A 21,530-nucleotide genomic window follows, 5' to 3' on the forward strand; every position below is an offset into this window, starting at 1 on the left:
TTGCTACAAACAAGCTAGCAATCATAGAACTGTGAATAAAATGACAAGACCAGAGAGAGAAATATGTTCATGACTTGGGGGAGCACAATTCACATATTTGATCTTGGGGGAGATAACTCCCTCCCCAGTCTTGCCGAAACTTTTGCATTGTCTCTGTTCGTTTCGTTTGTCGGTTTTAATACTATTTTCCAATCTTCGCTGGGTTCATCAATTTGGACGACAAGGCCGGACTAAAAAGGGCGCTGTTATTATTGTTGTTAGCACATCTTTTACATCCTTAGCGTTATCAGCAGGGCGAAATGCAATCTCGTCCGGCCTTGTCTATTCGGGCACGTTTAGCTTGTTATAAAGGCACTCAATTGCCATGCAGCGCTTAACCTATAGTGCGTAGCTCGTTATTGAGCTGTTTAATCCTTTTCTGTAGTTGGGCAATCTCGCTCATTAATGCGCATTCTCTTTGCTGGGGTTGCAGATCGCTTTCCCGCACCCATTGGTAAACTGCCTTGGCAGATAAACCGTATTGACGTGCAACATCCGACAGTAAGCGACCTTGCACTTTAACCTCGGTGATAACATGTAGCTTGAGACTATTTTCTGCGATTCCCATGAGCGTTCCCTCTTTTACTGCTTTCTAACTAAAATATGACCGTTTGCATTGCCTTTTATTGATGATATTGACGCTGTTCTAAATCCCACTGGCTCAGACCTAGGTGGCGCAAACAAATCCATTCGTGGCGACATAGTGCGATAAAGTTCATGACTGTTTTCATACTTCCTCCTTCATGACCCTAAATACTCGAGTTCATTTTCTGTCTCGATAGGTCCATTTAATTTGGATTAATCCTGTTGAAGTCGACTTGAGTTTTCGGCGATTTATACCGCGTCTGACTGTCTACTCACTTAGTAGTATGTAAAATTCGTGCCAATATTCTAATTTTTATTTTATTCATTAAAATCATTATGTTGTATATTCGATTAAAACAGTGTGATTTTTTAGTGCTGCCAAAAACAGTGCAAGACGCACTATTTCGGTGCCTTCGGCTTGATATGGAACAGGGCTGTCTAAGGCACGATTGCAACCCGAAATCTGTATCTTTGCTGACTACAATCTGGATTAGCAGAATTGAATATGGATAAAGGATTGTCTCAAGCGCAATTGTCTATATACCCAAGCTACCTGAAGATACGAGTTTCAGAGCGCCTAGGGTGCTTCAATTCAAGGCGCATCAATGACGGAATGTCGGCCACCTTTTGAATTGATGCAACACGGAAGTGGAGTGCCCTAGGCGCTCCGTCCCGGCGGGTTTTAACGCACTTTATGCTGCGTTGGTTATTTTTAACTTAGTCCACTAGGTCCGCAAATAACCGCCTTGCCTAAAGTGCGTTAAACTCCCGCTGAATCCTGCATCTTCAGGTTGTTTGGGTATATACTGCCTGCCTTGTGGCAATCCCTAGGTCATTCGTATTACCTAGTGTGAAGTGATATTTCGTGCCCTTTGAGCAGTATTCACAGTCATCAATCATATAAAGAGGTTATAAATGATGAAGTGTTTTCAGGCAGCGCAATCTAAACCATCCCTGTTAGCCATAGTGGTATTAACGACCGCGTTAGTTGCATCGGGTTGTACAACAATCAATCCCTATTCAAACGAAGAGCAAACCGCTAAAGCGACCAGTGGCGCATTGATTGGTGCTGTTGCAGGGGCTGCCATTGGCGTCGTCTCTTCGAGCAAAAGCGACCGTGGTAAAGGTGCGTTAATTGGTGCGGCATCGGGCGCTGCAGTCGGTGGTGGTATTGGTTATTACATGGATGTGCAAGAGACCAAATTACGCCAACAACTCGCCTCAACGGGCGTGAGTGTGACCCGTAGCGGCGATAACATCATTTTGAATATGCCTAATGAAGTCACCTTCGGCGTTGATCAAACCGAGTTAAGCGACGGCGCTAAACGCGTGCTGAACTCAGTGGCGGTTGTGGCCAAGGAATACAGCAAAACACAGCTTAACGTATTAGGTTATACCGACAGCAGTGGCTCAGACTCTTACAATTTACGTCTGTCACAAGTACGTGCGGGTGAAGTGGGTAATTACTTGATGAGCAAAGGCGTCGCCTCTGCCCGTGTAAAATCAAAAGGCATGGGTGAAGCGAGTCCTATCGCATCAAATGCTAATGCCAATGGCCGCGCCCAAAACCGCCGCGTTGAGATTGTATTAACGCCGACGGGTCAATAGACATTAAGTATTCTAGTTTTACAAAAGTCGCCTGAGGGCGACTTTTTTGTTTCTGTGATAGGTATATTTAGCGGTAAGTGCCCCGCAGATTTTAGCTAGACAATTTGTCCTCTCTAACCTGTGTTTTGGGTGATCTGCACCACAATCACATCACAGCGGTTTGCCTTGGGATGAGTTCAGCTTGATCCCTTTACCGATTTCACGTTCTGTATGGGGATAAGTCACCAGAATGACTTTTAGCGCCCAGAGGAGAATATGACTATGACAAGCAAACACGTGTTAGTCGCCTTGAGTTTAAGCCCTGTCATCACGGTGGCTGCTGTACAAGGAATGCCGATGAAAGCCGAAGTGACCACAGGAGCGGCGCCGATAGAACTGCGCGCCGCAGGCAGTTTAAAGACTGCGATGAAGGATATTATTGCCGCTTATCAAGCCGAGTCGCAAACGAGTGTTGCGGCACAATATGCGCCATCAGGTTTATTGTTAAAACGCATTCAAGAGGGTGAAAAAGTCGATATTTTTGCCTCGGCAAATATGAAACATCCGCAGGCGTTAGTGGATGCGGGTCAGGGGAAAGCGGTGCAAATGTTTGCCCGTAATCAACTCTGCGCGGTTGCCCAGGATAATGTTCAGGTGACGAGCGCAACGCTACTCGATACCTTGTTAGATCCTAAGGTCAAAGTTGGCACCTCAACCCCGAAAGCTGATCCGGCGGGTGATTATGCCTGGGCCGTTTTTGCTAAGGCCGAAGCGGTAAAACCCAATGCGAAAGCCGCGTTAGAGATCAAGGCATTGCAACTGACTGGCGGCCCTGAGAGTGCTAAACCACCTAAAGATCGCAATCCTTATGGCTGGGTGATGGAAAACAAACAAGCAGATATCTTTTTAACCTATTGCACTAATGCTGTGCTGGCTAAAAAAGAAGTGCCGAGTCTACAAATCATCGACTTACCGCAGGAACTCGCCGTGGGGGCTGACTATGGTTTATTGGTTTTGCAGGGCGCCAATGCTGCCGCAACGCCGTTAGCTGAGTTTATTCTATCGGCAAAAGGCCAAGTTATACTGAGCAGTTATGGCTTTCAACCACCGGCAAAATAGCCTTTTCTAGTTTTTCAGCGAGATAAAAAAACGGCACCCTTTCGATGCCGTTTTGGTTATAAACTCAAACTGTTAAAGCGTTAAAGCGTTAAAGCGTTAAAGCGTTAAAGCATTAGTGCATCAGATAGAGCGTCGCTAATCCGAGGAAGGCGAACAGACCAACCACGTCAGTGACTGTGGTGAGCACCATGCCGCCAGCGAGGGCGGGATCGATTTTAAGGCGTTTTAAAATCAATGGAATACTCGCACCTGCAAGGCCAGCCACTGTCATGTTGATCAGCATGGCACTGCCAATTAATCCCGCCAGTGCCATATCATCCTTCCACAGCAACACGGCAACAAAGACTAAAATCGACCACATTAAGCCATTGAGAAAGCCAATCGATAATTCTTTACCGATAAGCCAACGGGCGTTGCTTTGGCCGATATGGCCTAAGGCAATACCGCGGATCACGAGCGCTAAGGTTTGATTACCAGCCACACCGCCCATGCTAGGGACAATTGTCATCAAGATAGCGATAGTGGCAAATTGCTCGATAGTGCCTTCAAACATATTGCTGACAGAGGAGGCGAGCAGTGCAGCGAACAAGTTAATCGTGAGCCAGAGTGAGCGACGTAGGGTACTTTTTAGCACTGGGCCAAAAGTATCCTCGTCATCGTCCATCCCCGCCATCCCCATCATGGAATGCTCGGCGTCTTCGCGGATAACATCGACCACGTCATCGATTGTTATTCGTCCTAGCAGCTTGCCATCGCTGTCAACGACGGGAGCTGATACCCAGTCATTGCGTTCGAATTTCTGCGCCACTTCACTGTCGGACATGCTCACAGGAATACTTTGGATATCGGGGTCCATGATGTTGCGAATTGTGGTGCTTGGCGCGCAAGTCAGTAGATCTGCCAGCCTGACACCGCCGAGCACTTTGTCCTGTTTATCGACCACATATAAGGTATCTGTGGTGTCTGGCAGGTTGCCCCTTTGGCGAAGATAGCGCAGCACCACATCGATATTCACATCGGGTCTTAGAGTAACGGTATCTGTGTTCATCAAGCTGCCGGCGGTCTCATCGGGATAGGATAAGGCCTGTTCTACCCGCTGGCGGTTTTGTTCTGTCATCGACTGCAACACTTGCTTGTAAACGGCATCGGGAAGGCTACGCAGGATATAGGCGAGATCGTCGGTGTCCATGCTCGCCGTCGCTTTTGCGACTCGCTCAGGACTCATGCTGCGGATCAGCGGATCTTTGAGTTCTTCGCTTAACTCGTCGAGTATGTCGCCTATTTGTTCCTGATCGATAAGCTGCCACAGCACTTGTCTGGCGCTGGGTGGTGAGGATTCTAAGATCAGCGCGATATCTGAGGCGGCCATTTTTTGCAGCATGTTACGCACGTGCACAAACATGCCACTGCTAAGCGCTTGGTTTAACTGGTCGAGACTATGTCCGGTGTGATCGTTTTCTGAATTATCTACGGGCATTTGTCCTCCATAGTTGTCCGCCACTGTGCGGCAAATTGGTTCGAGAGTGCGCTGCTTGGCGCAGGGCTAGACTTAGCGGTGACTTCGCGATAGTTATGCTTCAGTCACAGATAGAGAGCTCTGGCATAGATCATGCGTTTTACGCATAGATTAAGGCGGCTAAGACTAAGGTGAGTCAGCGGTAATGCTCGCTAGTGTAATCGCCTATGGTTCGTGCCGTCGAGCGACAAATATGTCGCCAAGCTTTTGAAACGAGATGTGAACTGCACAAATAAGCAGTGCTAAGTGTGATGTGTACTGATCTGAGTGCCTGTGTGGAACACTGAGTATGAAATGAAACTAACAGGCTTCGTCAAACTTAGCGTCGATTAAGGCACAAATGGCATCCAGAGCGGGCTCTGCATCTGGGCCTTCGGCGATAAGCTTAATGGTTTTACCCATGCCAGTTTCAAGCATCAGTAAGCCGAGCACGCTGGCGGCGGATGCCTGTTTATCGCCTTGTATCAAGGTGATGCTTGCATCAAACTCGGATGCCAGTACCACGAGCTTTGTGGCGGCACGGGCATGTAATCCCAGTTTGTTACAGATGGTGATCTGACGTTCAAGCTTTGGCATTATTCAGCTCTCGATGGCGGGCATAAACCTTATGTTTACCGTTACTAAAGCGTTTAGCCAATTGCTCAGCGACGTAAACCGATCTGTGTTGCCCACCCGTGCAGCCAATGGCCACAGTCAAATAACTGCGATTGTTGCGTTCGAGATGCGGCAGCCAAGTTTCCAGCAAATTCTCGATTTGCCAGATGAACTTATTGACCAGTGGTTGGCGATTTAAGAACTCAGCTACGGGCTCATCTAAGCCAGTCAATGGACGCAGCGCCAGTTCCCAGTGTGGGTTAGGCAGGAAGCGCACATCAAACATAAAGTCGGCTTCGGTGGGCATACCGTGCTTAAAGCCAAAGGACTCAAAGTTGATCACTAATTCTTTATCGACACTGCCGAGCAGAATTTGTCTCACTTGATCGCTTAAATCATAGATATTCAGGTTCGACGTATCTATGTAGTGATCGACCAGTTTTGACATAGGCTCGAGCAGTTTCCCTTCCAGTTTTATTGCTTCTTGCAAAGAGACTTGGCTCTTCGACAAAGGGTGCAAACGGCGGGTTTCGCTGTAACGCTTGAGCAGAATTTTATCGCTGGAATTGAGGAAGAAGCTGGTTAACTCAGTATCAGGAGGCAGGCTCGCGAGTTGCTTCACTAAGACTTTATCCTGCTCAGGCATGTTACGCACGTCGACACTGATGGCGACGAGATCGTTACTGCCTTTGAGTTGCTCAAGCAAAGTGCCGATTAAGGGCAAGGGAAGGTTATCGACACAATAATAGCCGAGATCTTCGAGTACCCTTAGGGCGACAGATTTGCCTGAGCCTGAGCGGCCCGACACTATGACCAGTTTCATCCAGTGATTACCTGATAGAGTTCCGTTTCATCATGCGTCTTGCGTAATTGCTTTAATATTTGCTTGTCGCTCAGCTTTTCGGCCATGCAAGACAAGGTACTTAAGTGCTGCTGACATTGGTCTGCAGGCACCAGTAGTGCAAATAAAATATCAACAGGTTGCTTATCGATAGCATCGAATGCTATCGGCTCTTCACACTTAATGAGTATGGCAATGGGCTGATCTATATCGGCTAGTCGACCATGTGGAATGGCGATGCCGTTACCTATACCTGTGCTCCCCATCTTTTCGCGCGCCACTAGGCTTTCGAATATCTCTTGAGATGAGAGGGTCGGGTACTGGGCAGCGACTAAGTCGCTGATGAGTTCCAGTACCTTTTTCTTGCTGCCCGGAGTGGCGCAGGTAGTGCACTCCGGCCGCAGTATGGTACAAAGTTCCATTATTAGTGTTTTGTTAACTTCTCTTTGTGTTTAATAACCTGACGATCAAGCTTGTCAATCAGGGCGTCTATAGCGGCATACATGTCAGCATGCTCTGAAGTAGCAAAAACTTCACCACCGATAAGATTTATTCTCGCTTCGGCAATCTGTTGCATTTTCTCGACATTGAGCACAACGTGCACATTATTGATCTGTTCGAAATGGCGTTCAAGTTTTGAAAACTTTTCTTCTACATATGCGCGTAACGATTCGGTAATTTCGACATGGTGTCCACTCAGGTTTATTTGCATAGAAACGTCCTCCGATATCCACTGTAGGTTATAAACTTTTACGCTGATTAGAAGGCGGAATGAGCATAGCCTCTCGGTACTTCGCAATGGTTCTGCGGGCTACGTTGATCCCTTGTTCTGCCAGAAGTTGTGCCATCTTACTGTCGCTCAATGGTTTTTTCTGGTTTTCCGCTGCAACCAGTTTCTTAATGAAGGCTCTGATTGCTGTGGATGAGCACTCCCCACCATCGTCAGTACCGACGTGGCTAGAGAAGAAGTATTTTAGTTCAAAAAGTCCCTTAGGGGTATGCATGTATTTCTGTGTCGTCACCCGTGAGATGGTCGACTCATGCATTTCTACCGCTTCGGCAATATCGTTAAGCACCATAGGTTTCATGGCTTCTTCACCGTATTCAAAGAAACCTTGCTGATATTGGACGATACAGTTCGCCACCTTCAACAAGGTATCATTACGGCTCTCTAAACTCTTGATAAACCATTTAGCCTCTTGCAGATGGCCACGAATAAATTGGCTATCGGCTTGGCTTTTAGTGCTGCGCGCCATCGAGGCATAATGTTGGTTTACATTGATTTTTGGCATGCAGTCAGGATTCAGCTCAACCACCCAGCGGCCATTTTTCTTCGACACTGACACATCTGGGATGACGTATTCGTCATCGTTGGGCGTAATCAATAAACCTGGGCGGGGATTGAGGGTTTGGATAAGCGCTATGCCGTCTCTTAACTCATCCTCTTTTAATTTAGTCTTACGCATCAACAATCTAAAATCGCGGGCGGCGATCAGATCTAAATGATCTTTGATCAGCATGCGGGCGTTTTCTAGGTTGGGCGTGTCAGCGGCGAAATGCGACAGTTGGATCAACAGGCACTCGCTTAAATCGCGGGCGGCAACACCAATGGGATCAAAGTGTTGAATGCGCTTGAGTACGGCTTCGACTTCGTCAAGCTCAACCTCAGGATTGCCCATAGCTTCGAGAATTTCTTCAGTGCTTTGGGTGAGATAGCCCTGATCGTCAATGGCATCAATAATGGCGGTGGCAATGGCTAAATCGGTTTCAGAAAACGGCGTGAGGTTTTTTTGCCATTCTAAGTGCTCATACAAGCCTTCACTGGTCTCACCTTGGAAGGGCATATCATCTTCACGACTGCCACCGGGGCCAGAATTGGGGGAGGCGGTGAACACTTCATCCCAGGTGGTGTCCATGGGGAGTTCGTCGGGCATGGATTCTTTGGTTAAGGACTCTGCCGTGTCTATGGTGGAGCTGTCTTTCTCTGGCGGCAGAGTGCTCGATTCACTGAAATCCGTATCGGATAGCGTTTGGTTTACAGGGGCTTTAGTGGCGTCGAATTGATCCTCTTCCAGCTCGAGAAGGGGATTAGAATCTAAGGCTTGCTGGATCTCTTGCTGCAGTTCTAATGACGACAGTTGCAACAGACGTATGGCCTGTTGTAATTGTGGCGTCATGGTTAACTGTTGACCCAGTTTGAGCTGGAGTGACGCTTTCATGTTACCGCTGATCCCTACGTTATTATTGTTGGATGAGGTCGCTTGTTATCATCTTGAGTGGAGTCCAATGGTGGCATAAATTACCTGCATTGGCTCCGCTTGATTAACTATAGCCTGAATTGTTCACCTAAGTACACAGCCCTAACTTGCTGATTGTCTAAGATCTCTGCGGGTGTCCCCTCGGCAATCAAGTTTCCGTGACTCACGATATAGGCATGTTCACACACATCTAATGTCTCACGGACATTGTGGTCTGTGATCAACACGCCAAGGCCACGACTTTTGAGCTGTTCGATAATCTTTTTAATGTCGATAACCGAAATCGGATCGACACCAGCAAAGGGTTCATCGAGCAAAATGAACTTAGGATTTGCTGCTAACGCCCGCGCAATTTCGACACGGCGACGTTCACCGCCCGACAATGACATGCCTTGGCTGTCACGGATGTGGGTAATGTGGAACTCTTCGAGCAGATGCTCTAGCTCTTCTTCCCTTTGCTCTTTTTTTAATTCTTTACGCGTTTGCAGCACGGCCATGATGTTGTCATGGACGGTCAGTTTACGGAAGATACTGGCTTCCTGCGGCAAGTAACCTATACCTTTGCGGGCACGCAGGTGCATAGGATCTGCGGTTAAATCATCATCGTCGATAAAGATGTGGCCTTTATCGCTTTTAACCAGACCGACGACCATGTAAAAGGTGGTAGTTTTACCCGCGCCGTTCGGGCCGAGTAGGCCAACGACCTGACCGGTTTTTACCGTCAGACTGACGTCTTTAACCACTTGGCGACTCTTGTAACTCTTCGCCAGATTTTGTGCTCTTAGGGTGATTTGGGTCATTTAGAGTCCTGCTTTTTCACAGGTTTATCTGCTGGCGCGTCTGGTTTGGCATCATCTTGATAGCTTTCAGGCTGAATAATAGTGATCACGCGATCGTCACCACTACCTGTGCTCTCAGCAATCAATTTTTGCTGGATGATGTTATAGCGGATCACATTACCCGTCACTTGGCTACCCGCTTGATCTAACGAAGCTTGGCCTTTCAGTGTTAGGGTACGGCTTGCCATATCGTAACGAATTTCTTTCGCGCTCGCCGAGGCTGGACGACCATCGTCTAACACTTGGCTGTAAGTTGCTGGGTTACCAGTGGCCACTAAAATTTTGCTATTTTCACCTTCGGCAGAAAATGCACGCAGTTCATTTGCTTGGATTTTTATCGAGCCTTGGGTAACTTCCACCGGGCCAAAGAAGATGATCTGGTTGTTCTTGATATCTGCCGTTTGGCTCACTGCTTTGATTTTAACTTCCTGCTTTAGGTCGTCGACTTTAGCAAAGGCGCTCATGCTCATTATTAGCATTAGGCTGGCAAGTAATACGTTATTTTGCTTCATATGTTCCTACTACCTGACTGGTCAATTTCACTTCTTGCGCGTTGAGGTCGGCATAAAGGCCTTGGCCTTGAATATTAAAATCTTTCCCTGTGACGTAAATGGTACGGTCAGAGGTCATTATCATAGTATTGAGATCGAGTTCCAGATAACTAGTGGACAAGGTCTGGATCGGTTCTTCTGCGCTAATGGCATCAATAATAACATTGTTTTCGAGTACAACCTTGCCCGTTTCCTTGTTTAGCTTGCCCTGATCTGCACTGAGTTGCCATTGTGCTTTACCTTGGTCTGGATAAACAAGATAAACAGGTTGAGTAAAGTAAGTTTGATTCGTTGAATCATAATGTTCCATGTGTTTCGCCGTCACACGGCTATTGACTAGCCCTTGTTCATTGAACTCAACACTGCGCAGATCTTCAATGATGAAATCTGGGGTATTTTGATCTTTAACTCTATTATCGGTATCACCGCTGTGCTTGTTCTGCACTTGCCAATACAGCACTAATGCAGTTCCAAAAAAAGCAATAATCGCGAGTGTCACACGACTCATATACTCATTCCATGGGCCGAAGTGAATTTATTTTGACTGAGTAGCAACAGATCTGTGAGTTCACGCAGTGCACCGTGGCCACCATTGAGCGTAGTGACAAAGTGGGCGTGCTGACGCACATAGGGATGACCATCGGCCACACTGACCGCTAAACCGACGACATTCATCACGGGTAAATCGACAATATCATCACCGATATATGCTACTTCTTCCGGGGTGACACCATAGAGTGCGAGCAATGCTTCATAGGGCTCGAACTTATTATCTACGCCTTGGTAAATATGGGTAACCCCAAGGGCTGTCATACGGTTTTCAACGATTTTGGATTGACGTCCAGTGATAACGGCGAGATTAAAACCGCTGGTGAGTAGTGAGCGCACACCATAGCCGTCGCGGGTGTGGAAGGCTTTTAGCTCTTCGCCGCTATTGCTTAAGTAGATACGGCCGTCGGAAAACACTCCATCGACGTCACAAATCAACAGTTTAATCTTTTGCGCGCGTTGCCACACATCATCACTGATTGGGCCGTAAAATCCTTGCTGTGGCATTAAATGACTCCTGCTTTAACCATGTCTAGCATGTTAAGAGCGCCGATAGGATGGCGGTCTTTATCGATAACAATTAATCCGTTGATGTTTTTGGAATCCATCACTTGCAGCGCTTGGGCGGCCAACACACCGTCTGTGATGGTCACGCAGTTACGGGTCATCACATCGGCGATGGGCGTTGTACGCAGATTCACTTCGGCATCGATAACGCGGCGTAAATCACCATCGGTGAAGATACCGACCAGTTTGCGCTGATCATCAATAATCGCCGTCATGCCTAAGCCTTTCTTGGAAATTTCGTACAGGGCTTCTGTGATGCAAATATCGTGGTTAACGAGCGGTAAGTCATCACCGCTGTGCATCACATCGCAGACTTTTAACAATAACTTGCGTCCTAAAGCACCGCCAGGATGGGACATTGCAAAATCATCACGGGTAAAGCCTTTGGCTTGTAGCAGCGCAATGGCAATGGCATCGCCCATCACTAAGGTCGCTGTGGTGCTTGATGTTGGAGCGAGTCCCAGTGGGCAAGCCTCTTCTGGAACTTCAATACATAAATGCACTTTAGCTAAGCGCGCCATGTTCGATTCGGGTTTACCTGTTACCGCAATAACGGGTACCCCCATACGTTGGATGACGGGCATTAAGGTGAGGATTTCGCTCGACTCACCGGAATTTGAAATCGCTAAAATCACATCGTTATCGGCTAATACACCGAGATCACCGTGGCTGGCTTCACCCGGATGCACAAAAAATGCGGGCGTTCCTGTGCTGGCGAGGGTGGCAGAAATCTTATTGCCGATATGGCCCGACTTGCCCATGCCCATGACAATCACTTTGCCTGTGCAGTTGAGGATCAACTCGCAAGCTTCTGCAAATTCAGCCGAATCAACATATTGATAAAGATTGTCTAGGGCTGACTTTTCAATGTCGATAACTTTACAGCCCCATTGGCGCAGTTGTGATTTGTCTACCATGTCTATCTCTCTTTTTGCATTGTCTTTGTCGCCCCATGATGGGATTGGAATAGCACAATTTGGTACGCGATAAAGATGATATGTAATAGGCTTTCTGCCAAGTTTTAGTTTGTTTTCAGACGATTTAGCTTATGTCTCGTTGTGGTGAGTTTCCTAAAACAACAAAACAATTGCGGCAGGCTAGAGTGATTGATCTGACTCGTCAAGTTCAGATGCGGCAGCTATGCATGCACAATAACCCGTTAAGCAACTGAAGGCCTTGAGCAATATCATCGTCTTTGTCGTTTATTTCAATGGATTTATCCCGTATCGCAGTGGAGATTACCGCACGGGATGCCTCGATTTCACACTCGTGTATCGACTTATCACACCTTAAAAGTGGACGAAGAGCGAGCTAAGTGCGAACGAATTAGCCAATATTGCCAATTATGCAACTAGGTTGAAAACATTAAGTAACATTTTACCTATGCAGAGTGAAAACTTAGGGCGCATTTTCGCTGTAAATGAGGCAAATTGAAAGTATCACTGGGCGATAGTGTCGATTCGGTTGTAGGTTAAAGCGCAATTACGTACAATTTGCGGCTCTTCGATTGGTCAGTCTAGGAAGACTAGGATCACCTCTTTGCAAATGTCGGAATCAAGCATGACTCAAGAACAAACTCCGTTGGTTGAGATCCGTAATTTGGGGTTTAGCCGCGGTCAGCGTGTGATATATGAAGATATTAGCCTGTCCATTCCAAGGGGCAAGGTGACGGCGATCATGGGGCCGAGCGGCATAGGCAAAACGACCCTGTTAAAGTTGATCGGCGGCCAATTAACGCCTGACCACGGACAAGTGCTATTTGATGGCCACGATATCCATGGCGTGAGTCGCAATGAATTATTTAGCCTGCGTAAGCGGATGAGCATGCTGTTTCAAAGTGGCGCGCTATTTACCGACATTAATGTGTTCGATAACGTGGCGTTTGCGCTGCGCGAACATTCTGGTCTGCCAGAAGACATTATTCGCACTATCGTGCTGATGAAGCTTGAAGCCGTAGGCTTGCGTGGCGCCGCCCAGATGATGCCAAGTGAGTTATCCGGTGGTATGCAACGCCGCGCAGCATTGGCCAGAGCCATAGCGCTTGAGCCTGAAATGGTGATGTACGATGAGCCTTTTGCCGGCCAAGATCCAATCTCTATGGGCGTGTTAGTGAAGCTTATTCGTGAGTTATCCGATGCGCTGAATCTGACCTCCATTGTGGTCTCCCACGATGTGGATGAAGTCCTCGGTATTGCCGATTATGTGTATGTGGTGGCCGACAAAAAAGTCATCGCCCATGGCACGCCAGAAGAATTGAAGTACGCCGACAATCCGCAACTTAAACAGTTTATTCAAGGCGCACCGGATGGCCCTGTACCCTTCCATTATCCGGCGAATGATTACCAACAAGAATTAATGGCAAAAGGAGTTGGCAAGTGAAGTTAATAGACAGTATTGCCGACTTGGGCCGTAGCGCGATTGAGTTAGTGCTCGGTTTTGGCCGTGCAGGGCTCATGTTGTGGGGGGCGATTTTTCGCTGGCCACGGGTGCGCAAAGGTTTTCCACTATTAGTGCGCCAGATTTATGTGGTCGGCGTGCAATCTATGGTGATTATTTTAGTCTCAGGGCTTTTTATCGGCATGGTGTTGGCGCTGCAAGGCTACAACATCTTAGTTGGCTTCGGCACCGAAGAAAGCTTAGGCCCTATGGTGGCGCTCAGTTTACTGCGTGAGTTAGGGCCCGTGGTTACCGCACTTTTGTTTGCGGGACGTGCGGGCTCAGCCTTAACCGCTGAAATTGGTTTAATGAAAAGTACCGAGCAGCTCTCGAGTTTAGAGATGATGGCTATCGACCCATTAAGGCAGATTATTGCACCGCGCTTTTGGGCTGGGGTGATCAGTATGCCATTGCTGGCGTTAATGTTTACCGCTGTGGGTATTTACGGTGGTCACATTGTGGGCGTGGAATGGAAAGGAATCGACAGCGGGGCGTTTTGGTCGATTCTGCAGGCGTCGGTCGAATGGCGTCAGGACATAGTTAACTGCCTGATCAAGAGTGGTGTGTTTGCCGTAGTGGTGACTTGGATTGCGTTATATCGCGGTTATCAAGTGATCCCAAATCCGGAAGGCATCAGCCGTGCAACGACTCAGACTGTGGTTCAGTCGAGCCTCGCTGTATTGGCATTAGATTTTTTACTGACAGCCCTGATGTTTGGCCGCTAACGGAACACTGCGGATTTCGACACAGGTAAGATGGATTAACAGAGTGGTAGCCGAACATGTTGACACGAAAAATTGAATTATTAGTGGGTGTGTTTCTTTTAACGGGATTGGCCGCTTTTTTGGTCTTAGTCTTTAACGTCGCCAATATTGAAGTGAAAAGCAGCGATAGCACTTATACCATAAAAGCCAATTTCACCAATATTGGTGGCTTGAAGGTACGTTCGCCCGTTAAGGTCGGCGGTGTTGTGGTTGGCCGCGTCAGTGGCATTGATTTAGATCCCGTTAAGTTAGTGGCTGTGGTCACCTTAGTGATGGATAAACGTTACGATAAATTCCCAGAAACCAGTAGTTTAGCAATTTTAACTTCGGGTTTATTGGGCGAGCAATTCTTAGGGTTAACACCGGGTTTTGTCGACGATGATGTCAGTATGCTCAAAGATGGCGACAAGATTGATGACACGCGCTCGGCATTAGTATTGGAGGAACTGATTGGTCAGTTCTTATATAGTATGGGTTCGAAGGATAAATAGGGGTTACCGCTATGTTTAAAAACTTATCTCGTTTTTTACTGCCGTTAGTGATGGTTTTAGGGACAACGAGCGCTGTCGCCGCCGATGTGGTAGTCGACACTAAGGACCCGTATGCCATGGTGAAAGCCGTTGCTAATAAAACCTTTGATCGTTTTCATAAAGATAAAGCGTTAATCGATGCTGACTCAGATCATTTAAAGGTGATCGTTCGTGAAGAGCTGATGCCTTATATTGATTATAAATACGCTTCTTACAAAGTCTTAGGCCAATATCTTAAGGATTCAACCGAAGATCAGCGTAATCGTTTCGTCGATGCCTTTGAAGGTTATTTAGTGTCGACTTATGCCCAAGCTTTTACTGAATACACCAATCAAAAAGTGGAATTTTCACCTGGGGTTGATTTCAGTAAAGAGAAAATGGTCGATGTGAACGTGCAGATCATCGAAGCCGGCCGGCCGCCAATCAAACTGCTGTTTAAGGCACGCCGTTTGAAAGATGACTCATGGAAGGCATTCGACTTAGTCGCCGAAGGTGTGAGCTTACTGTCTTCTAAGCAGTCTGAAATCTCGAATCTGATTCGCCAGCAGGGTATCGATCCTGTGATTAAGATGCTCGAAGATCGTACCAAAGAAAAAGTGACCATCAAGGCTAAATCAGGGAAGTCGCAGTCGTGATTGAATTTGTGCAACAAGGCACAGTTTGTCATCTCAAAGGGCGCATAACCCAAGCCGATGTCATTACACTTTGGCCACAGCGGCAACAACTGCTGGGCGAGTCTACTCAGATATTGTCTTTATCTGGGCTTGAATACAGTGATAGTGCTGGTATGGCATTTTTGCTGGCGTTAGTGCGTGAACATGGCAGCCAACTTGAATTGAGTTCTGCCTCACCACAACTTAAAAAACTCATCGATTTATATGATTTACATGCCTTCTTTACCGAAGAAGCGCATTGAGAATAGGGTAATAGATTTCATGGAATGCAGCTTAATCGAACAGATTTTACGTGATGCGTTAGGGCTTGAAGAAGTTCACGCTAGCTCGGATGGTAGCCATTATAAAGTGATCGCCGTAGGCGAATGCTTTGATGGTATGAGCCGAGTCAAACAGCAACAAGCCATTTATGCACCGTTGGCGGCACACATTGCCAGCGGTGAATTACATGCATTAACGATCAAAACTTTCACGCCGACTCAATGGAAACGCGAAAAAGTTTTCAACATGCCTAGCTAGTGAGGAAAAGTGGATAAACTAACAATTCAGGCAAGCCCCCCGCTTGCCGGTGATGTAATCATTTCAGGTGCTAAAAATGCGGCTCTGCCTATTCTGATGGCAGGCGTATTGGCCGAAACCGATTTTGTGGTTTCTAACGTGCCGAATCTTCGCGATGTGACTACTAGCTGTAAATTATTACGCTGCCTCGGTGCTGAAGTGACTGAGCTTGGCGACGGACAGATCCGCATTTCAACCACGAATCTAAATGAGTTTTGCGCTCCCTACGATCTCGTGAAAACCATGCGCGCGTCTATCTTGATCTTAGGGCCGTTATTGGCGCGTTATGGTACCGCAGATGTGTCATTGCCAGGCGGCTGCGCCATTGGCGCAAGACCGGTGAACTTACACTTACATGGCCTCGAAATGATGGGGGCCAAGATTGAAGTGAAAGAAGGCTATATTAAAGCCCGTGTTGATGGTCGTCTTAAGGGCGCACACATTTTCATGGACATGGTGAGTGTCGGCGCAACTGAAAACTTACTGATGGCTGCGGCGTTGGCCGATGGCGAAACCGTGATTGAAAACGCGGCGCGCGAACCTGAAGTGATTGATTTGGCGAATTGCTTGATTGCTATGGGTGCAAAAATCACCGGCGTAGGCAGTGCAACCTTGCGTATTCAAGGGGTTGAGCGTTTACAGGGCTGTAATTACCGCGTGATGCCAGATCGTATCGAGACCGGTTCCTTCCTGGTTGCTGCTGCGGTAACTCGTGGGCGTATTCGTTGCCTAAAAGCCGATCCTGCATCACTTGAGTCAGTTATCGCTAAGCTTGAAGATGCGGGCGCTAAGATTACGACGGGCGAAGATTGGATTGAGCTCGATATGCAAGGTAAGCGTCCAAAGGCGGTCAATATCAAGACGGCACCTTATCCCGGTTTCCCAACGGATATGCAGGCGCAGTTCTGTGTGCTTAATGCCTTAGCGCAAGGCACGGCAACGATTACCGAGACCATCTTCGAAAACCGCTTTATGCACGTACCAGAGCTTATTCGTATGGGTGCAACCATGGAGCTTGAAGGTAATACCTGCATCATCCAAGGGATTGAATCCTTAAGTGGTGCGCAGGTGATGGCGACGGATTTACGCGCGTCAGCGAGTCTAGTGATTGCGGGTTTAGTGGCCGATGGTAAGACGATTGTCGATCGTATCTATCACTTAGACCGTGGTTACGAGCACATTGAGAATAAGTTCCAAGGTTTAGGCGCGCAGGTTGTGCGTACTCAGTAACGAGTTATTGAGCTGCTATTGAGCTATTGAGTTAGGCCTGAGGGATTAAATCTCGACCCATTAAAAAACCAGCTTAAAAGCTGGTTTTTTGTTGTCTGCGTTTTAGTGTGCTATGCAATGAGGGGCGCGACTCTAGTTATCGACCACAACCTTCTCATCGATAATCACAGGAAACTCCTGTTGTTTACCTTGGCGTATCACAGTCATCATTACTTTCTTACCCGGTGTGGTTTCAGCGATGCGGTCCATCAGCATTTCAACACCTGGCACATCTTCACCATCGTATTTAATAATTACATCCCTTGGCATTAAGAGGGCTCGCGCCGCTGGGCCATTAGGATCGACACCCGTAACAAGCACACCTTTTAGGTCGGGTAGATTAAGGATCTGCGCCACAACAGGGTTAATTGGCTCGCCAGAAATACCCAAAGCACCACGGATCACGCGGCCGTTTTTAATCAACTTACCCATAATGCTGTGGGCCAATTTAATTGGGATAGCGAAGTTAATCCCATGGCCGCCGCCTTCTTCACCCACTTGGAATGCTGCGGTATTAATACCGATAAGGCTGCCGTTAGTGTCAATGAGCGCGCCTCCAGAGTTACCGGCATTAATCGCCGCATCGGTTTGCAAAAAGTCTAAGTAACCAGAACTTAAGCCGTTACGACCTGTGGCACTTATGATGCCTTGGGTAATGGTTTGGCCTAAATTGTAGGGATTACCAATGGCGAGCACGACATCACCGACTTGAGGTGGACTGTCGAGGTTAACGGGGACAATCGGTAAGTTATCGCCTTCAATCTTGAGCACCGATAAATCGGTTTCAGGATCGAAGCCAACCACTTCAGAGGTAAATTTGCGTCCATCTTGCAGGGCGACAACAATTTCGTCGGCCTTTTTAATGACATGATAATTCGTGAGAATATAGCCTTCTTTACTCATTATCACCCCAGAACCTAGGCCCTGTAGCGAACCCGAGTTAAGTGGGCGGTTCTGATCTATGCTGAGGCTATAAATGTTAACAACGGCAGGGGCTGCGCGGCGGACCGCCTTGGCAAAGGAGAGCTCGACTGTGTTGTTGGCTCGGGTTTGTAGCAGGCTATTACCGAGGGATTGGTTATCGAAATAACGGGTTACCAATAAAAACATGGCCGCCATGATAAGACCGAAAAGGGTGGCTTTACCGAGATATAATAGTGTGTTTTTTATCGTCATGGCAGGATGGATCTTGAAAAAGGTGAGTTAGATTAACATGTTTAATCTATGTAAGCATAGGGAACCTAAGCTCCCTATGCTTATGTGTGGCAGAAAAAATGACCTATTTAGTCGATTAACGTAGGACTAAATACAACATGCTCTTATCACGCATGATCTTCAGTGCCACCGCACCTTCTTGATCTTTTAGCTGTGCTTTAAGTGCCTTAAGATCTTTAATGGCAGTACGGTTAATACCGACAATCACATCTCCTTTTTGCAAGCCACTCATTGCCGCAGGTGAACCTTGGGCGACATCGGTTATTTCAATGCCCTTAGATGAGTTTTCTAAGGATGCACCTTGCAACATAGGATGCACGGCGCCCGCCGCAGATTCACTGGTTTGGCTTGCTTCACCTAAGGTCACCTTAACGGTTTTCTTATCACCGTCGCGGATGAGTCCTAGTTCAACCTTAGCACCCGCGCCCATAGTGGCGACTTTGGCACGCAGTTCTTGGAAGGACTTAATGCCACGGCCATCGACGCTGATAATGATATCACCCGCTTTAATACCGGCTTTCTCGGCGGCACTGTCTTTAGCGACTTCATTCACGAAGCCGCCGTGCTGGGTGTCTAAACCAAAGCCTTGGGCGAGTTGGCTATCAAGATCGCGTCCCGAAATCCCCAGTACTCCGCGGCGTACTTCACCGTGTTCGGCAATTTGCGCGACCAAGTTTTTCACCATATTGGCTGGGATCGCAAAGCCGATACCAACGTTACCACCTCCCGGCGCTACGATTGCGGTGTTAATCCCAATCAATTCCCCGTTTAAGTTAACGAGTGCACCACCCGAGTTACCACTGTTAATCGCGGCATCGGTTTGAATAAAGTTTTCCAGCATTTCTATGCCTAAACCGCTACGGCCTAAAGCACTGACAATACCTGAAGTCACGGTTTGCCCTAAACCGAAGGGGTTACCAATGGCAACGGCAAAGTCACCAACACGCAAGTCGTCAGAGTTTGATGATTTGATTGCGACAAGATTTTTTGCCTCAATTTGCAGCAATGCAATATCCGATTCTGAGTCAGTACCAATGAGTTTGGCCTTTACTTCACGACCGTCATGTAGACCAACTTGAATATCATCAGCACCGTCAATCACGTGGTTGTTAGTGACTATGTAGCCTTTTTCGGCGTCAATAATAACGCCTGAGCCTAAGCCTCTAAAAGGACGTTCCTGCACTTGCTCCTGTGGCGCATTGGGGCCAAAGAAGTAACGAAAAACATCAGGCACTCTTTGTTTTGAAACATGAGTACCCGTAACGGCTACGGACACAACAGCAGGTGTCGTACGCTCAAGCATGGGCGCAAGACTTGGAATGGATTGTCCCTCAACCGTCTGTGGAATGGCGGCCTGTGAGACGACAGGCATCATAGTCAGGGTCGCGGCTAACATTGCGGCTGAAAGTACAGATAATTTTGTTTTCATCTATTCATAACTCCAAATAAGGGTTGAACGATCTGGATGTAATGCATCAGCTATTGTGCGAGTGCCAGATCAAATCTGTATCGGTACCGGCTATTTGCCTAGGTAACCATTCGGACACGCACCTAATTGAAAAAGTTCATCATATTAACAAATGTTAATTTTTTTGAGCCTATTTTATCGGCTGTTTCATACTCGTTGCTGAGTGGAAAACTGTGGGCAAAATACTCATTTTCAAGCCCTGATATCAGCAAATTTTGCCGATTTAAATGACCTACAGCATAGAGGTTTATTCGCCGTTTGTATGCTGTTTAACGTTGAGGCAAATGTCGTGTTCAGCATTAATATATCCTGCGCCACATTGGCCGTGCTAATATCATCGCAGTTTTAATAAAGGACATAAGAGAATTAAAAAGTGCCTCAGTTAAGCCCTTGGCAGCATTATCAAAAAGATCTTACCCGTGACGGTTTTTCCCATGATCCGGCCCAAGAAATTGCGGTCAAAGCATTACAACGTGTCTATGAAGACTTAACGGCGGCGGAAGAGCCGAGTTCTATCGTAGGGAAATTGTTTAGTGCATTAGGCTTAAAATCGGCGCCTGCTTCACCTAAAGGCCTGTATCTTTGGGGCGGTGTGGGGCGCGGTAAAACCTATCTGATGGATACTTTTTTTGATGCCTTGCCTGGCGATCAAAAGCTGCGGGCTCACTTCCATCGTTTCATGCATCAGCTACATTTAGATTTAGATGAGCTGAAAGGCGTGCGCGATCCCTTACTGGTGATTGCGAAAAAGATGGCCGTGAAATATCGCGTTATCTGCTTCGATGAATTCTTTGTCTCAGATATTACTGATGCCATGTTGTTAGGCACGCTGTTTCAAGCGCTATTTAAAGAAGGCGTCGTGCTGGTTGCTACGTCTAACATTACCACCGATGACTTATATAAAAATGGCCTACAGCGCGCACGTTTCTTACCTGCGATAGCCTTAATTAATCAGCATTGTGAAGTACTCAATGTGGATTCTGGCATTGACTATCGGCTGCGAACCCTTGAGCAAGCGGAGATTTATCATCATCCGTTAGATGCACAAGCCGATGCCAATCTAATGCGTTATTTTAGCCAGTTAGCGCCTGAGTCTGAGGTGCATACCGCCGATATTGAAATCGAAGGCCGTAGCATCAGTATTCGTCAGCAAGCACAGGGCGTATTATTGGCCGATTTTAGAGCGCTGTGTGATGGTCCACGAAGTCAGCGTGACTACATGGAATTGGCGCGGATTTATCATACTGTGCTGGTCAGCGGTATTGAACAAATGGGGGCATTTTTGACCGGTGATGATATCGCCAGACGATTTTTAGCTATGGTCGATGAGTTTTACGAGCGCAATGTAAAGCTTATCGTATCGGCTCAAGTGCCACTCGAAGATATCTACGCCGATGGCTTGCTTAACTTCGAATTTAGACGTTGTCGCTCGCGTCTTATTGAGATGCAATCCCACGATTATTTGAAAACAGAGCACCTGCCTTAACCCTGCGGCGCAAGAGTTTTGCTTTAACTCCCGTGTTAAATCGCCAGTGGCTTGTTAATCCTTAGGATGACAAGCCAGATTGGTC

General features: G+C 47.3%; 25 protein-coding genes. 10 read left to right on the plus strand and 15 right to left on the minus strand.

Annotated features, from left to right (window positions below; all coding sequences use genetic code 11):
* Positions 1-373: 373 nt before the first annotated feature.
* Positions 374-607: a transposase gene (locus tag Q4Q52_RS12940; protein ID WP_006083078.1), complete on the minus strand. Its 234-nt coding sequence runs from the start codon at positions 605-607 to the stop codon at positions 374-376.
* Positions 608-1,542: 935 nt separating this feature from the next.
* On the opposite strand from Q4Q52_RS12940, the gene Q4Q52_RS12945 reads away from it, so the two are divergent.
* Positions 1,543-2,232, plus strand: a complete 690-nt coding sequence (locus tag Q4Q52_RS12945) for an OmpA family protein (protein ID WP_311990848.1) — start codon at positions 1,543-1,545, stop codon at positions 2,230-2,232.
* 150 nt (positions 2,233-2,382) lie between these two features.
* Here Q4Q52_RS12945 and Q4Q52_RS12950 read toward each other — a convergent pair whose 3' ends face one another.
* Positions 2,383-2,508 carry a hypothetical protein gene (locus Q4Q52_RS12950; protein WP_311990786.1) on the minus strand — a complete coding sequence of 42 codons (126 nt, stop codon included), beginning with the start codon at positions 2,506-2,508 and terminating at the stop codon, positions 2,383-2,385.
* On the opposite strand from Q4Q52_RS12950, the gene Q4Q52_RS12955 reads away from it, so the two are divergent.
* Positions 2,494-3,330, plus strand: a complete 837-nt coding sequence (locus tag Q4Q52_RS12955; protein WP_311990787.1) for a molybdate ABC transporter substrate-binding protein — start codon at positions 2,494-2,496, stop codon at positions 3,328-3,330. The genes Q4Q52_RS12950 and Q4Q52_RS12955 overlap by 15 nt on opposite strands.
* Positions 3,331-3,442: 112 nt before the next feature.
* Here the strand turns inward: Q4Q52_RS12955 and mgtE are convergent, their stop codons facing one another.
* The 11 genes from mgtE to Q4Q52_RS13010 all read right to left on the minus strand — a co-directional run bounded on the left by mgtE (position 3,443) and on the right by Q4Q52_RS13010 (position 11,962).
* Complete coding sequence (mgtE, locus tag Q4Q52_RS12960) at positions 3,443-4,807, minus strand: magnesium transporter (protein WP_115335537.1); 1,365 nt, start codon at positions 4,805-4,807, stop codon at positions 3,443-3,445.
* Positions 4,808-5,146: 339 nt separating this feature from the next.
* On the minus strand, positions 5,147-5,422 hold the full coding sequence (locus tag Q4Q52_RS12965) for an HPr family phosphocarrier protein (protein WP_106649412.1): 276 nt from the start codon (positions 5,420-5,422) through the stop codon (positions 5,147-5,149).
* A complete protein-coding gene (gene rapZ, locus Q4Q52_RS12970; protein WP_006083072.1) occupies positions 5,409-6,263 on the minus strand; it encodes an RNase adapter RapZ in 855 nt (284 codons plus the stop codon). Before rapZ ends, Q4Q52_RS12965 begins: the two co-directional genes overlap by 14 nt.
* Positions 6,260-6,703: a PTS IIA-like nitrogen regulatory protein PtsN gene (gene ptsN, locus Q4Q52_RS12975; protein ID WP_006083071.1), complete on the minus strand. Its 444-nt coding sequence runs from the start codon at positions 6,701-6,703 to the stop codon at positions 6,260-6,262. Before ptsN ends, rapZ begins: the two co-directional genes overlap by 4 nt.
* Before the next feature lie 2 nt (positions 6,704-6,705).
* Positions 6,706-6,993: a ribosome hibernation promoting factor gene (gene hpf, locus Q4Q52_RS12980; protein WP_006083070.1), complete on the minus strand. Its 288-nt coding sequence runs from the start codon at positions 6,991-6,993 to the stop codon at positions 6,706-6,708.
* Between the two features lie 28 nt (positions 6,994-7,021).
* Positions 7,022-8,500 (minus strand): RNA polymerase factor sigma-54, encoded by a 1,479-nt coding sequence (locus tag Q4Q52_RS12985; RefSeq protein ID WP_311990788.1) that lies wholly within the window; start codon positions 8,498-8,500, stop codon positions 7,022-7,024.
* A 107-nt stretch (positions 8,501-8,607) separates the two neighbouring features.
* Positions 8,608-9,339 carry an LPS export ABC transporter ATP-binding protein gene (lptB, locus tag Q4Q52_RS12990; RefSeq protein WP_006086073.1) on the minus strand — a complete coding sequence of 244 codons (732 nt, stop codon included), beginning with the start codon at positions 9,337-9,339 and terminating at the stop codon, positions 8,608-8,610.
* Complete coding sequence (gene lptA, locus Q4Q52_RS12995) at positions 9,336-9,890, minus strand: lipopolysaccharide transport periplasmic protein LptA (protein WP_261272392.1); 555 nt, start codon at positions 9,888-9,890, stop codon at positions 9,336-9,338. The genes lptB and lptA overlap by 4 nt, the downstream gene beginning before the upstream one ends.
* The gene (gene lptC / locus Q4Q52_RS13000) at positions 9,877-10,437 is read right to left on the minus strand and encodes an LPS export ABC transporter periplasmic protein LptC (RefSeq protein ID WP_220591973.1); all 561 of its coding nucleotides are present in this window, start codon (positions 10,435-10,437) and stop codon (positions 9,877-9,879) included. The genes lptA and lptC overlap by 14 nt, the downstream gene beginning before the upstream one ends.
* Complete coding sequence (gene kdsC / locus Q4Q52_RS13005; protein WP_028759542.1) at positions 10,434-10,985, minus strand: 3-deoxy-manno-octulosonate-8-phosphatase KdsC; 552 nt, start codon at positions 10,983-10,985, stop codon at positions 10,434-10,436. The genes lptC and kdsC overlap by 4 nt, the downstream gene beginning before the upstream one ends.
* A complete protein-coding gene (locus Q4Q52_RS13010; RefSeq protein ID WP_107946538.1) occupies positions 10,985-11,962 on the minus strand; it encodes a KpsF/GutQ family sugar-phosphate isomerase in 978 nt (325 codons plus the stop codon). Before Q4Q52_RS13010 ends, kdsC begins: the two co-directional genes overlap by 1 nt.
* A 643-nt stretch (positions 11,963-12,605) precedes the next feature.
* Between Q4Q52_RS13010 and mlaF the strand changes: the two genes are divergently transcribed.
* From mlaF to murA, 7 genes are read left to right on the plus strand one after another with little or no spacing between them, the layout of a single operon-like run.
* Positions 12,606-13,424: a phospholipid ABC transporter ATP-binding protein MlaF gene (gene mlaF / locus Q4Q52_RS13015; protein WP_063882287.1), complete on the plus strand. Its 819-nt coding sequence runs from the start codon at positions 12,606-12,608 to the stop codon at positions 13,422-13,424.
* Positions 13,421-14,206 carry a lipid asymmetry maintenance ABC transporter permease subunit MlaE gene (gene mlaE, locus Q4Q52_RS13020; protein WP_006083062.1) on the plus strand — a complete coding sequence of 262 codons (786 nt, stop codon included), beginning with the start codon at positions 13,421-13,423 and terminating at the stop codon, positions 14,204-14,206. Before mlaF ends, mlaE begins: the two co-directional genes overlap by 4 nt.
* A 56-nt stretch (positions 14,207-14,262) precedes the next feature.
* Positions 14,263-14,736, plus strand: coding sequence for an outer membrane lipid asymmetry maintenance protein MlaD (gene mlaD / locus Q4Q52_RS13025; RefSeq protein ID WP_006083061.1), 474 nt, complete (start codon positions 14,263-14,265; stop codon positions 14,734-14,736).
* A gap of 11 nt (positions 14,737-14,747) precedes the next feature.
* Positions 14,748-15,410, plus strand: a complete 663-nt coding sequence (locus Q4Q52_RS13030; protein WP_006083060.1) for a phospholipid-binding protein MlaC — start codon at positions 14,748-14,750, stop codon at positions 15,408-15,410.
* Positions 15,407-15,691, plus strand: coding sequence for a lipid asymmetry maintenance protein MlaB (locus tag Q4Q52_RS13035; protein ID WP_006086066.1), 285 nt, complete (start codon positions 15,407-15,409; stop codon positions 15,689-15,691). The genes Q4Q52_RS13030 and Q4Q52_RS13035 overlap by 4 nt, the downstream gene beginning before the upstream one ends.
* A 19-nt stretch (positions 15,692-15,710) precedes the next feature.
* Positions 15,711-15,968, plus strand: a complete 258-nt coding sequence (locus Q4Q52_RS13040) for a BolA family protein (protein WP_006083058.1) — start codon at positions 15,711-15,713, stop codon at positions 15,966-15,968.
* A 9-nt stretch (positions 15,969-15,977) separates the two neighbouring features.
* Positions 15,978-17,237 (plus strand): UDP-N-acetylglucosamine 1-carboxyvinyltransferase, encoded by a 1,260-nt coding sequence (murA, locus tag Q4Q52_RS13045; protein WP_006083057.1) that lies wholly within the window; start codon positions 15,978-15,980, stop codon positions 17,235-17,237.
* A 132-nt stretch (positions 17,238-17,369) separates the two neighbouring features.
* Here the strand turns inward: murA and degS are convergent, their stop codons facing one another.
* Positions 17,370-18,452 carry an outer membrane-stress sensor serine endopeptidase DegS gene (degS, locus tag Q4Q52_RS13050; protein WP_311990789.1) on the minus strand — a complete coding sequence of 361 codons (1,083 nt, stop codon included), beginning with the start codon at positions 18,450-18,452 and terminating at the stop codon, positions 17,370-17,372.
* A 115-nt stretch (positions 18,453-18,567) separates the two neighbouring features.
* A complete protein-coding gene (gene degQ / locus Q4Q52_RS13055; RefSeq protein ID WP_006083055.1) occupies positions 18,568-19,920 on the minus strand; it encodes a Do family serine endopeptidase DegQ in 1,353 nt (450 codons plus the stop codon).
* 412 nt (positions 19,921-20,332) lie between these two features.
* Between degQ and zapE the strand changes: the two genes are divergently transcribed.
* Complete coding sequence (gene zapE, locus Q4Q52_RS13060; RefSeq protein WP_311990790.1) at positions 20,333-21,445, plus strand: cell division protein ZapE; 1,113 nt, start codon at positions 20,333-20,335, stop codon at positions 21,443-21,445.
* Positions 21,446-21,530 lie beyond the last annotated feature (85 nt).

Source organism: Shewanella sp. SP1S2-4, from assembly GCF_031932075.1.
GTDB classification, from domain to species: domain Bacteria; phylum Pseudomonadota; class Gammaproteobacteria; order Enterobacterales; family Shewanellaceae; genus Shewanella; species Shewanella baltica.